Origin of the sequence: Kocuria rhizosphaericola (assembly GCF_044462205.1) — a bacterium.
Classification (GTDB): domain Bacteria; phylum Actinomycetota; class Actinomycetes; order Actinomycetales; family Micrococcaceae; genus Kocuria; species Kocuria rhizosphaericola.
The window spans coordinates 1-11,911 of record NZ_JBISWK010000151.1 but is presented as its reverse complement, the minus strand read 5'-3'; the positions used below and the strand labels follow the sequence as shown (position 1 = coordinate 11,911).

Genomic DNA, 11,911 nt, shown 5'->3' with positions numbered 1-11,911 from the left:
CGCCACCACGGGCGGGTTGTGTTGTGCGTGCCTAGGCGGTGGCAGGGGCCCGCGTGCCGTGGACGGCGTCGACGCGCAGGTCGTTGCCACGGGGGTCGCGCACCAGGCTGACGGTGATGATGGAGATCAGGCTCAGGGCGATGAGGTAGAGCCCGACCGAGGGTGACCAGCCGGTGAGGTTCATCAGGGCCTGGGCGATGGTGGCGGCGAAGGCCCCGCCGAGGATCGCGCCGAGGGCGTAGCCGATGGAGACCCCTGAGTAGCGCACCTCCACCGGGAACATCTCGGCGTACATCGCTGACATGGGCCCGTAGGCCAGGCCCAGACCGATGGTCATCACGACGGTGCCGACCCCCAACAGCCAGATGTTGGCGGTGTCGATGAGCAGGAACAGCGGGATCATCCACACGATCAGGGCGCCGTAGCCGAGCTGGAAGGTGCGCACGCGCCCGATGCGGTCCGACAGTGCCCCGCCGGCCAGCGTGGTGACCACCCAGGCGGCGGCAGCGACGGCGGTCACGCCCAGCACCTGGGCTTGGGGCATGCCCAGGCCCTTGGTGGCGTAAGAGGCGATGAAGGCGATGAGTATGTAACCGGCGGCGTTGTTGCCCATGAAGATCAGCGCGCACTGGAAGACCTGCTTGGTGTGGGTGCGGAACAACTGCCTCAGCGGGGTGGAGGACTCGCGGCGGCGCTCGAGCAGTTCCTGGAACACCGGACTCTCATTGACGGTGGTGCGGATGAAGTAGCCGACCACGATCAGCAGCACGGAGGACAGGAACGGGATGCGCCAGCCCCAAGCCAGGAACTGCTCCGGGGTGGTGAGCGCGGTCAGTGCTGCCATTACGCCCGAGGCCATGAGCATGCCCACGGGCACCCCGATCTGGGGGTAGGCCCCGAACAGGCCGCGGCGGTGGGTAGGGGCGTGCTCAACGGCCATCAGGGCCGCCCCACCCCATTCCCCGCCGGCGGAGAAGCCCTGGAGGATGCGCAGGCCGATCAGCAGGATCGGGGCCCACACCCCGATCTGGGCGTAGGTGGGCAGCAACCCCATCAGGGCGGTGGCCCCGCCCATCATAACCAGGGTAAACACGAGCATCTTCTTGCGGCCCAGCTTGTCGCCCAGGTGTCCGGCGACGATCGCTCCCAGGGGGCGGAAGAGGAAGCTGATGCCGATCGAGGACAAGGCGATGAGCTGGGTCAGGGCCGGGTTGTCAGCCCCGGCGGGCTGGAAGTAGAGCGGGCCGAGCACCAGGGCGGCAGCACTGGCGTAGATGAAGAAGTCGTACCACTCGATGGAGGTGCCCACCAAGGTGCCGGCGAGGACGCGGCGTTCCTCGGCGCGGGACTGGGGAATCGGTGAGGTGGAGGAAACGGGCGGTGATGTGGACATGGGAACTCCGTCATTCGCAGGGATCAGGTAGGAGACAGGCAGAAGAAAAGCGGTGAGACAAACGAGTGAAAACCGTGCGGTGCAGCCGGGCGATCAGACGACCACTGATTCCCGGGAGTACCCCTTGAGATCGAAGCTGGGATCAGCGGCCTGGTGGGGGGTCAACGGCATCCGGTGGATGAGCAGCCGGCGGGCGGCGAGGTGGTCGGCAGGGCTGTTGACCGATTCCACCGCGGTGAGCGCATCGTGCTGGTAGCAGAACAGGGAGAACTTTCCGCTGGCCGGGTCCCCGCGCACGACCGTGTGGTCGGGGCTCCCGGCGATGCCGGCGATCTGCAGCTTGTGCTTGCCTTGGATGCTCCAGAACCACGGCAGCTCCCGGTAGACGGTCGGGGTGCCGGTGAGGGTCTTGGCCAGGACGGCGGCCTGGTCGGTGGCGTTCTGCACCGATTCCAGGCGAGTGCGAGTGCTGGTGTGGGTATTGGGGAAGGAGGCGCAGTCCCCGATGGCCCAGATGTGCTTCTCGCTGGTGCGCAGGTACTCGTCGACGGCCACCCCGTTGTCCACGGCCACCGCGGCCGCGGCGGCGATCTCGGCGTTGGGCACCACCCCGACCCCGACCAGCACCAGATCCGCCCGATAGGCCGTTCCGCTGGTACCGACCGCAGCAGTGACATGGTCGCCGTTGTGCTCGAAGGAGGCGATGCCCTCCCCCAGCTTCAAGTCGATCCCAGCTTCTGTGTGGGCCTGTTCGAAGTAGGCCGACATCGGCTCCGACAGGGCTCGGGCCATCACCCGGGGGGCGAACTCCAGGACGGTGACCTCCAGGCCTCGGGCCCGTGCGGCGGTAGCGAACTCCAGGCCGATGAACCCGGCCCCGACCACCACCACCCGGCGGGCGCCGGTCAGCTCTGCGTGGAGCTGCTGGGCGTCGGTGAGGGACTTCAAGTAGTGGACCCCGGCCGGGCGCCCGCAGGTGGCGTCCAGGGTGCGGTTGCGCGCCCCGGTGGCCAGCACCAGTTCGGTGTAGCCCAGCGACTGCCCGTCACTCAGGGTGAGGGTGCGGATGGCCGGATCGAGGGCGGTGACGGTGGCGCCGGGGTGGTAATCGATGTCCCGGTCGGAGAAGAACGTCTTCCCGCGCAGCGGCAGGGGCGTCGGGGCAGCGCCGGGCACCAGGTAGTCCTTGGACAGCGGGGGCCGCTGGTAGGGCAGGCCGGGCTCGTCGCCGAGCACCGTGATGGGTCCGGTGAAGCCCTCCTCGCGCAGGGAGTCGGCCAGTTGTATCCCGGCGTGGCCGGCTCCGACGATGACAATGCGTTCCATGGTCACACCTGCTCCGCGGGCACATCGACCTCAAGGTCCTGCACGGTCCCGCCGAGGGTGACCTGGCAGCCCAGACGGGACCGGTCGGTGCGTTCGGCCACGGTGCAGTCGAGCATTTCGTCCTCGTCCTCCTCGACCGGCGGCAGCTCGGCGTCCTGGCCGGGGCGGACGTAGACGTGGCAGGTGGCGCACATGGCCTGTCCGCCGCATTCTCCGACGATGCCGGGCACCCCGGCGGTGACCGCGGCGCGCATCACCGAGGTGCCCTCCTCGACGGTCAGTGTGCGAGCCGCCCCGTCGGACTGGTGGTAAGTGATCGTGCTCATGAGGATCTCGTCTCCTTGAATGGCTCTGTGGTTACTGGTCCCAGGTGACCGGCAAGGCGGTGAGGCCGCGGAACACCCAGCCCTCCCAGGTGGTGGTGCGCCCGGTGTCCACGCGCAGGTTCGGGAACCGCTGGTAGAGCAGCGGCACGGCAATCTGGCCGATGGATGTCCTGGCCGCCCAATGCCCGGCGCACAGGTGCACCCCGCTGCCGAAGGCCAAGTGGGCCCGCTTGGTTCGGAAGACGTTGAACGCATCCGGGTCCTCACCGAAGTGGGACTGGTCGCGGTTGGCCGAGCCGACCACCACCCCCAGTGGCGCCCCGGCCGGCAGCTGCACCCCACCCAGCACGGTGGACCGGGTGGTCTCCCGGGGATACATCCCAATGGGCGAGAGCCACCGGACGGCCTCATCGAACACCGTCGGCCACAGGCCCGGGCCCGCCAGCACCTGCTCGCGCTGCTCGGGGTGCCCATCCAGGGCCCAGACCATGTTGGTGATCATGTGCTGGGGCTCGTTCATGCCCCCGGCGATCGTCAGCTTCACGTTGGCGGCCACGTTGTCCACGGGCAGCCCGCTGTTGGCCAACGCCGAGGTCATCGAGGCGTTGGGGTGGGCCTGGTAGTGCGGGATGAGATCGGCCAGCAGCGCATCCAGCTCCGTCTGCGCGGCGTCGCAGCGCAGCCAGATCGCCGGGTCGTCGAGCACGTTGCCTGACCCGGCGATGAAGGCGTGCGACCAGCGGCGCATGTCCTCCACCGCCACCTCGGGCAACCCCAGCAGGTCGATGAGGTTCTGGGAAGCCACCGGGGCCGCGTAGTCGCGCTTCAGATCCGCCGCCTCAGGCCCGCTTCCCTCCAGCGCCTCAAGGTAGTGACGGGCGTTGCGCTCGAACACCGGCGCCCAAGTCTCCTTGATGTTCTTGGGCCGCAAGGTGGGGTTAATCGCCTTACGGTCCGCGGCGTGCTCCGGGTCGTCCTTGCGCAACATGGGCTGGGCCCCCAGGGCCCGGTTCATCGTGGATCCGCTGACGTTAGCTGAAAAAATCTCCTGGTCCATCTCCACTGCGTGGCACTCGACGTAGGTAGTGACCAGATACTTGTTCAGCACCGGCACCCACGCCACCGGTGCCTCGGCACGCAACCGCTCATAAATCGGGTACGGGTCGGCCATCATCTGGGCCGGATCGATCCAGTCCACCACCGGGGCCTCAACACCAACGGGGGCCTGCGCCACGTCCGTAGGCATCTCGTCGGTCTCAGGGGCGGTGTATCCGAAAGGGCAGCGCGGCCCCTCGAGCGAGGAAATGGGAACGGGGTGAGCGGTCATCGGAAACTCCTTGACTCGACCGGGAACTACATTATTGTGAGCCTGCTCACTTCTACTAGTAAAGTGCAGATAACCGTGCTTTATCTTCGAACGTATCGAGGTTCAATGGATTTCACTCTGCGGCAGTTGGAACTGTTCGCCGCGCTGCCCGATCACCCGACCCTGGCCTCCGCGGCCTCGTCCCTGCACATTTCCGAGTCTGCGCTCTCCCATGCGATCACCGAGCTCGAGCGAAGCGTCGGTGAGCAACTGTGCGTACGCCGCAAGGCCCGCGGGTTGACGCTGACCCCAGCCGGACAGTTCTTCGCCACTCGAGCCCGTCAACTGCTCCAGGCCGCCAACGAGTTGACCAGCGAGTTGTCCAACGAACGCGGTCAGCTCAAAGGCCCGGTGGAGGTGGGGTGCTACACCGGGCTGGCCACCAATGTGTTGCCCCCGGTCATGGAAGGGTTCCCGACTAAGCACCCCGACGTCACCATCGGAGTAAGTGTTGGAGCCAACGACGACCTGTTGCCCGCCCTGCACACTGGTCAACTCGACGTGGCGATCGTCTACGACATGCTGCTCCCGCCCGGCCTGAGCCACCAGGTCATCTACCAGACCGAGGTCATGGCCATGCTCCCCGAGCACCACCGGCTGGCCGGTGAGGACTCCATCGAGCTGGCCGATCTGGCACCCGAGCCCCTCATCATGCTTGAATCCACCCCCAGCACGGCCAACACCCACCGCATTTTCCGCGAAGCCGGCCTCACCCCGAACCTGCTGGCCGCAGTACCCATCATCGAACTGGTCCGCGCCCTCGTCGGCCGCGGCCTGGGCTACAGCCTGCTGATGTCCCGGCCGAATTCGATCAACATCACCGCTGAAGGCCGTGGGATCGTCGCCCGTCCCCTCAAGCCACGCGCCGGCAAAACCACTGTCGTTGCAGTCTGGCCTGAACACATCACGCTCACCCCTCGAACCCAAGCCGTCGTCGACTACGCCGCCGCAACTATGGGCAACATGGCCCAACGGGATCTTCGCCCCGAGCCTCTCATCGACGGCGCTAATTCAAGCCGCCGCACTGAGGCACAGCGGCAGACCTCCGAGTCGTTACCGAATGACGGGGATGACTTCCATCCGGAATGGCCTGATTGATCCCAGGAAAAGACCCTTATAACCCAATTCGGCATGCACGCCGAAGGAACCCCTACTGCAACATCGCTCCCGTGGGCCACCGATAGCCGGCCATATGTATAGATCGGAGCGGCGGGAAAATATAATCCCAGTCACTCGACGTGGCCGCCGACGACGACACCGGGCCGGTGGTGTTCGGCGCTCACGGTCACACCTGCTCGGCGGGCACGTCGACCTCGAGGGTCTGCAGCTCTCCCCCGGCGGTCACCTGGCAGCCCAGGCGGGACCGGTCGGTGCGATCGGCCACGGTGCAGTCGAGCATCTCGTCCTCGTCCTCCCCGACCGGCGGCAGGAGCGCCTCGGCGCCGGGGCGGACGTAGACGTGGCAGGTGGCGCACATGGCCTGGCCGCCGCACTCCCCGACGATGCCGGGAACGCCGGCGACGACTGCTGCGCGCATCAGCGAGGTGCCGTCGTCGACGGTGAGCGTGCGGGCTTCACCGCTGGGCTGGTGATAGGTGATGGTGGGCATGGGAACTCCTGGTGCGGATCAGTGGATGTGCGGGGCAGAGCGGGGTGGGTTCAGTCCCAGTGGACGGGCAGGTGGACCATGCCGCGGAAGACCCAGCCGGCGTCCACGGGCGGGTCCTGCGGGTCCAGGCGCAGGCCGGGCAGCTCGGTGAGCACGGCGGGCATGGCGATCTGGGCGACCGAGGCCCGGGCGACCCAGGTGCCGGCGCAGAAGTGGGTGCCGCCGCCGAAGGCCAGGTGCGGTCGCTTGGGGCGGAAGATGTCGAAGGATTCTGGATCGTCCCAGATCTTCGGGTCGCGGTTGGCCGCCCCGATCGCCACGCCCAGGCGCGCCCCGGCAGGCAGTCGGATCCCTTCCAGGACGGTGTCGGCCACGACCTGGCGCGGGTACATGCCGATGGGGGCGACCCAGCGCACGGACTCCTCGAACGCAGCCATGTGCAGAGAAGAATCCTGATGGACCTTCTGCAGCTGCTCGGGGTGGGTGAGCAGCGCCCAGATCACGGTGGAGAGCACGTCGCGCGGTTCGTTGAGGCCCCCGCCGATGGTCATCTTGAGGTTGGCGCGGATCGCCTCCAACGGGATGGGCATCGAGGCCAGCCCGGAGAGCAGGCTGTGATCGGGGTGGGCCTCCAAGTACGGGAGCATCTCGTCGATGGCGGCGTCGACCTCCGCGGAGGACTGGGCGCTCTTGGCCCAGATCTCCGGATCGTCGGCGTAGTTGCCGGTGCCGTCGATCATGGTCTGGCTCCAACGCTGCATGTCCTGCTGCGTGGCGTTGTGGAACCCGCAGATCAGCCTGAGGTTCTCCGCCGCGTAGGGGGCAGCGTAGTCCCACACGAGATCCGCGCCGGGGCCTTTGGCCTTCAGCTCGTCCAGGTAGGTGCGGTTGTTGGCTGCGAAGATCGCGTTCCAGTGCTGCTTGATGGTCTTCGGGCGCAGCGTGGCCCCGTAGGAGTCCCGGTCGACCTTGTGCTCGGGGTCGTCCTTGCGCAGCATCGAGTGGCCCATCGACCGCTTCATCAGCGAGTCCGTCTCGTCGGCGCTGAAGCGATCGGCGTCCTGCTCGATCGTGTGGCACGCCGCGTAGTCGGTGACCATGTACCGGTTGACCGCCGGCACCCAGTGCACCGGGGCCTCCGCCCGCATCCGCTGGTAGATCGGGAACGGATCCCGGTAGAGGTCCGGGATGGTGACCCACTCAGCGGTAGGGCAATCGATGGCTTCGGGCGCGGTGCTTGTCATGGAAGTGGCCTCTTTCGCGGAAGATTGGGATCGACACTCGGCCGGATCGGAACTGCTTCCAGTGTGACGCGAGGCATAAGCTTGGAAAAGAACAAAAATTGCTCTATCTTTCTCGGAAAATCAGAGGAAGGGCGGAGATGAGACTCGTCGGCTACACCTTGCGCCAGTTGCTCTGTTTCGTCGCCGTGGCTGAGCACGGGAGCATCACCGCTGCGGCTGAGCAGTTGCGCGTCTCCCCCTCAGCGGTCTCTGGGGCCGTGGATGAGCTGGAGCGGGTGCTGCGTACCCAGCTCACGGTTCGCCGACGGGCGCACGGGGTCACTCTCACCCCCAGTGGGCGGGACGTGTTGCGAGGAGCCCGGAACCTCCTGGGCGAGGCCGAAGACCTGGAACTGCGCGCCCGCGACACCGGAGAAGATCTGCGCGGTCCGCTCATGGTGGGCAGCTACCACACCTTGGCGCCCACGGTGCTGGCCGAGCTGTTAGCCGCCTACACCGAACGGCATCCCGGTGTGGACCTGGACTTCATCAGCGCCAGCCAGGCCGATCTCGTGGACCGGCTGGCTCGCGGCGAGCTCGATCTGGCTGTGGTCTACGACGTGACCCTGCCACCCCATGTGCAGGTGCTCCGCCTGTACGAGGCCGCCCCTCAGGTCGTGCTTCCCGCCGATCACCATCTGGCCCAGGAAGAGAACCGGCCCCTGTCCCTGGAACGTCTTGCCTCTGAGCCATTCATTCTCCTGGACCTGCCACCGAGCCGTGAGAACACCATGGCGCTGTTCGACCTCGCCGGCATCACGCCACAAGTGCGCTTTCGCACCACCGACTACGAACTCACCCGATCCCTGGTCGGGCGAGGTCTGGGGTACTCGATCCTCGTCCAGCACCCCTCGAGCAGCCTCACCTGGGGAGGTCGACCTCTCACCACGCGCCCCGTGGAACCCCGTCCGCACCCAGTGGGAGTCGGACTCGCCTGGGATACAGGCATGCGTCGCTCCCGTCGAGCCGACGCCATGATCTCCCTCGCGCGGGAGCTTCACGCCACCCACCGATGATCACTAACCGACGCTGTCGCAGAAGCTTCCCGCGTCGGGCATGACGGCGATCGTTTCCCGCCCCATGGGGGTGCGAACGGCATCAGGACCGGTCCAGGCGAGGCCTCGACCACGGGCGATACCGTCGGGCACGAGCACGGAGTTCCGCGGATCTCCCACGACGCTGTGGACGCTGAAGTCTATGGACGCGAGACTGCTGGTCGTGTGAGTGATATCTGAGTTGGCCTGATGGCCGCTATCCGGGCCATGTGTAAAGCGGGAGCGCAGAGCCACTCCTGCATCCGCTGTCCATCAGCAGCTTCTCGGTCGGCACTAAGGCCGCGGCTGTAGCTTCCGCTCCCCCAACGCAGGACACCGCAAGGATGGAACGTCGACAACCGCTTGCCTTGATGAACATGCCCCGATCAAGGGCGACACAGGCATCTCCGACTCCACCAAGTCCACGCGAACTCAGACGGTCGCCACCGGGAGAGCTTGCCGACCCGCTGGTGGAAGGTCACCTTGGACATGTCCAGATCCCGGCCGAGGGCACCGGTTGGTCACCGGAGCCCCCGGCCGCAGCAGCTACAGGTCAGTGCCAACCGACTCCTCAGCAGAGGACGTAGCCTGCCCGTCAGTGATGAGGGCAGCGGCGCGCTCCGCGATCATCGCGGTGGGCGCGTTGGTGTTGCCGCTGGGCACCCGCGGCATGATCGAGGCGTCCACCACCCGCAGACCCTCGATCCCGTGCACACGCAGGTCCTCGGGGGAGACCACCGCGTCCGGGCCGGTGCCCATCCGACAGGTCCCGACCTGATGGTGATAGGTGGTGACGAACCTGTTGATGTAGGCGATTTCCTCCTCATCGGTGCGCACCTCCGGACCGGGGTAGAGCTCCGCGGCGCCCCAGTCCTCCGCCAGCGGCGGGGCGGCCACCATGGCGCGGGCCTGGCGGAAGGAGGCCAGCAGGGCCTCACGGTCGCGCGGGTCGTCAAAGATGTTCGGGTCCAGCTCCACGGGGTCGGAGGTTCCCGGTCCGGTCAACCGCACCGTGCCCCGCGAGTAGGGGCGAACGAGCCCGGAGTGCAGGGTGAAGGCGTTCATCGGACCGGTCATCTGCTCGTCGTACATCGGGACCGAGAAGTGGATGGGCTGGGTGTCCGGCACGTCGAGGTCGGGCTGGGACCGCCAGAACAGGTGGGTCTGGGTGACGGACCAGTCGGTTTCGGGGTGCTCGATCGTGCGGGCGGTGGCCTCGGCGATGACCGGGGCCAGCAGGTGGTCGTGGAGGTTCTCCCCGACGCCGGGCAGGTCGTGGACCACGGGGATCCCGACCTCGGCGAGGTGCTCGGCCGGACCGATGCCGGAGCGCAGGAGGATCTTGGGGGAGTCGAGCGCGCCGGCGCACAGGATCACCTCGTCGGCGCGGATCTCCTCCGGCGTGCCGTCCGGGTCGTCGAGGGGCACGACGACCACGCCGACGGCGCGCCCGTCCTCGACGAGGACCTTCTGCACCAGCACCCCGGTGCGCAGGGTCAGGCTCGGGTGGTCCGCCACCGGCTTGACGTAGGCCATCCAGGTGTTGAAGCGCTTCCCGTCCCGGACGTTGATCTGCTGCTGGGAGACGCCGTCGAGGGTGCCGGCGTTGTAGTCCTCGTTGTAGGGCACCCCGACCTGTTCGGCGGCCTCGATGATCGACTCGAAGATCGGGTTCAGCGGGTAGTCCTGGACCACGGGCACCGGGCCCTCGGTGCCGCGGCTGTCATCCGGCACCGCGCCGGCGGGCGGGACGTAGGTCTCCAGCGCCGTGAACCACGGCAGCACGTCGGCCCACGACCAACCGGGGCATCCGTCGGCGGCCCAGGCGTCGTAGTCCCGGGCTGCTCCGCGTACCCAGATGGTGGCGTTGAGGGCGTGGGAGCCGCCGAGCACGCGGCCGCGCGGCCAGTGGATCACCCGGCCGTCCGCGTTCTTCTGCGGCACGGTGAAGTAGTCCCAGTCCTCGGCCGAGTGCCACAGCTCGCCCAGGCGGGACACGGAGTGGATCGCGGGATTGAGGTCGTGGTCGCCGGCCTCGAGGAGGATCACCTCGTGCCCGGCGTCAAGCAGGCGGCGGGTCAGGATGCAGCCGGCGGTGCCGGCGCCCACGACGACGTAGGTCTTGGCGGTCTCGTTGCTCATGCCTTTAGTGTGATCCCGGGCACAGCGCGGGGGGTTGTCCTCGCGCGCACAACTTTTGACCCACAGCGCGGGAATCCGCGCTGTGGGTCAACATCCGTGCCCTCATGGTCAAGCGGTCCCCAGCTGTCACCTGATGGTGCGGCAATCTCGGCCTCTGCGGTGACGGCGGCGAGGTGCTTCTTGCCGCGGCGCAGCAGCGCCCACCGGCCGTGCAGGAGCTGGTCGGGCCCCAGCTCGGCGTCCTCACCGACGACCTTCTCGTTGTTGACGTACGCGCCGCCCTCCTTGAGGGTCCGGCGCGCGGCGGACTTCGACTCGGAGAGCCCGGTGGCCACGAGGAGGTCGGCGACCTGCAGCGGTCCGGAGGACACGCTCGCTCCGGGCAGCTCCCGGGCGACCGAGTCCAGGGTCTCGGCGTCGAGCTCCGTGAGCTCGCCCCGTCCGAAGACGGCGGCCGAGGCCGCGATCGCCTTCTCGGTCGCCTCCTCCCCGTGCACCAGCGAGTTGACCTCCCAGGCGAGGACCTTCTGGGCCTGTCTCTTGTAGGGCTCCTCCTCGACCGAGCGCGCCAGCTCCTCGATCTCGGCCCGGGTCTTGAACGTGAAGACCTTGAGCCGGTCGACCACGTCCGCGTCGGCCGTGTTGAGCCAGAACTGGTAGAAGGCGTACGGCGAGGTGAGCTCCGGGTCAAGCCACACCGCGTTGCCCTCGGACTTGCCGAACTTCGTGCCGTCCGAGTTGGTGATCAGCGGGGTGCCCACGGCGTGCACGGCCACGCCCTCCACCTTGCGGATCAGGTCGGTCCCGGAGGTCAGGTTCCCCCACTGGTCGGATCCCCCGGTCTGCAGGGTGCACCCGTGGTCGCGGTAGAGGTTCAGGTAGTCCAGTCCCTGCAGGATCTGGTAGCTGAACTCGGTGTAGGAGATGCCCTCCTCCGAGTTCAGCCGCTTGGCCACGATGTCCTTCTTGATCATCGTGCCGACCCGGAAGTGCTTGCCGATGTCGCGGAGGAAGTCGATGGCCGACAGCTGGGAGGTCCAGTCCAGGTTGTTGACCATCACGGCCCGGTTCTCGCCCTCGAAGGAGAGGAAGCGCTCGACCTGGGCGCGCAGCAGGTCCACCCACTGCGCGACCGTCTCCCGGGAGTTCAGGACCCGCTCGGAGCTCTGCCGCGGGTCCCCGATCAGACCGGTGGACCCGCCCACGAGCCCGATCGGGTGGTGGCCGGCGAGCTGGAGCCGGCGCATGAGCAGCAGCTGCACCAGGTGCCCGAGGTGCAGGGACGCCGCGGTGGGGTCGAACCCGCAGTAATAGGTGACCTTCTCCTCCGCGAGCGACCGCTCGAGGGCCGCCTCGTCGGTCGACACGTGCACGAGGCCGCGCCACAGCAGCTCCTGCCACACGTTGGCGAAGGACGGATCGTTGTGCTGGA

General features: G+C 67.6%; 10 protein-coding genes. 2 read left to right on the top strand and 8 right to left on the bottom strand.

The window, feature by feature from the left end; all coding sequences use genetic code 11:
- Window positions 1-31 precede the first annotated feature (31 nt).
- The 4 genes from ACH9D2_RS15490 to ACH9D2_RS15475 all read right to left on the bottom strand — a co-directional run bounded on the left by ACH9D2_RS15490 (window position 32) and on the right by ACH9D2_RS15475 (window position 4,372).
- A complete protein-coding gene (locus ACH9D2_RS15490) occupies window positions 32-1,393 on the bottom strand; it encodes an MFS transporter (RefSeq protein WP_396363715.1) in 1,362 nt (453 codons plus the stop codon).
- Window positions 1,394-1,486: 93 nt separating this feature from the next.
- Window positions 1,487-2,719 carry an FAD-dependent oxidoreductase gene (locus ACH9D2_RS15485; RefSeq protein ID WP_396363714.1) on the bottom strand — a complete coding sequence of 411 codons (1,233 nt, stop codon included), beginning with the start codon at window positions 2,717-2,719 and terminating at the stop codon, window positions 1,487-1,489.
- 2 nt (window positions 2,720-2,721) lie between these two features.
- Window positions 2,722-3,045: a 2Fe-2S iron-sulfur cluster-binding protein gene (locus ACH9D2_RS15480; RefSeq protein WP_396363713.1), complete on the bottom strand. Its 324-nt coding sequence runs from the start codon at window positions 3,043-3,045 to the stop codon at window positions 2,722-2,724.
- 31 nt (window positions 3,046-3,076) lie between these two features.
- Complete coding sequence (locus ACH9D2_RS15475) at window positions 3,077-4,372, bottom strand: cytochrome P450 (protein WP_396363712.1); 1,296 nt, start codon at window positions 4,370-4,372, stop codon at window positions 3,077-3,079.
- A 105-nt stretch (window positions 4,373-4,477) separates the two neighbouring features.
- Here ACH9D2_RS15475 and ACH9D2_RS15470 point away from each other — a divergent pair, with 105 nt between their 5' ends.
- Window positions 4,478-5,509, top strand: a complete 1,032-nt coding sequence (locus ACH9D2_RS15470; RefSeq protein WP_396363711.1) for a LysR substrate-binding domain-containing protein — start codon at window positions 4,478-4,480, stop codon at window positions 5,507-5,509.
- A gap of 187 nt (window positions 5,510-5,696) precedes the next feature.
- On the opposite strand, the gene ACH9D2_RS15465 is transcribed toward ACH9D2_RS15470, so the two are convergent.
- Window positions 5,697-6,020, bottom strand: a complete 324-nt coding sequence (locus tag ACH9D2_RS15465) for a 2Fe-2S iron-sulfur cluster-binding protein (protein WP_396363710.1) — start codon at window positions 6,018-6,020, stop codon at window positions 5,697-5,699.
- A gap of 50 nt (window positions 6,021-6,070) precedes the next feature.
- Entirely contained in the window at window positions 6,071-7,264 is a 1,194-nt protein-coding gene (locus ACH9D2_RS15460; protein WP_396363709.1) for a cytochrome P450, read from the bottom strand.
- 137 nt (window positions 7,265-7,401) lie between these two features.
- Between ACH9D2_RS15460 and ACH9D2_RS15455 the strand changes: the two genes are divergently transcribed.
- Window positions 7,402-8,319, top strand: a complete 918-nt coding sequence (locus ACH9D2_RS15455) for a LysR substrate-binding domain-containing protein (protein ID WP_396363708.1) — start codon at window positions 7,402-7,404, stop codon at window positions 8,317-8,319.
- A 564-nt stretch (window positions 8,320-8,883) separates the two neighbouring features.
- On the opposite strand, the gene ACH9D2_RS15450 is transcribed toward ACH9D2_RS15455, so the two are convergent.
- Together ACH9D2_RS15450 and tyrS are read right to left on the bottom strand one after the other, a co-directional pair.
- Window positions 8,884-10,479 carry a GMC family oxidoreductase N-terminal domain-containing protein gene (locus ACH9D2_RS15450; RefSeq protein ID WP_396363707.1) on the bottom strand — a complete coding sequence of 532 codons (1,596 nt, stop codon included), beginning with the start codon at window positions 10,477-10,479 and terminating at the stop codon, window positions 8,884-8,886.
- Window positions 10,476-11,911: tyrosine--tRNA ligase (gene tyrS / locus ACH9D2_RS15445; RefSeq protein ID WP_396363706.1), on the bottom strand; the 1,436-nt coding region annotated here is incomplete at its 5' end. The genes ACH9D2_RS15450 and tyrS, both read right to left, overlap by 4 nt.

Bases quoted from the DNA above. Each gene is read 5' to 3' on its own strand.
- ACH9D2_RS15450 (WP_396363707.1), bottom strand. From the start codon at position 10,479: ATGAGCAACGAGACCGCCAAGACCTACGTCGTCGTGGGCGCCGGCACC.
- ACH9D2_RS15490 (WP_396363715.1), bottom strand. From the start codon at position 1,393: ATGTCCACATCACCGCCCGTTTCCTCCACCTCACCGATTCCCCAGTCC.
- ACH9D2_RS15465 (WP_396363710.1), bottom strand. From the start codon at position 6,020: ATGCCCACCATCACCTATCACCAGCCCAGCGGTGAAGCCCGCACGCTC.
- ACH9D2_RS15485 (WP_396363714.1), bottom strand. From the start codon at position 2,719: ATGGAACGCATTGTCATCGTCGGAGCCGGCCACGCCGGGATACAACTG.
- ACH9D2_RS15455 (WP_396363708.1), top strand. From the start codon at position 7,402: ATGAGACTCGTCGGCTACACCTTGCGCCAGTTGCTCTGTTTCGTCGCC.
- ACH9D2_RS15480 (WP_396363713.1), bottom strand. From the start codon at position 3,045: ATGAGCACGATCACTTACCACCAGTCCGACGGGGCGGCTCGCACACTG.
- ACH9D2_RS15470 (WP_396363711.1), top strand. From the start codon at position 4,478: ATGGATTTCACTCTGCGGCAGTTGGAACTGTTCGCCGCGCTGCCCGAT.
- ACH9D2_RS15460 (WP_396363709.1), bottom strand. From the start codon at position 7,264: ATGACAAGCACCGCGCCCGAAGCCATCGATTGCCCTACCGCTGAGTGG.
- ACH9D2_RS15475 (WP_396363712.1), bottom strand. From the start codon at position 4,372: ATGACCGCTCACCCCGTTCCCATTTCCTCGCTCGAGGGGCCGCGCTGC.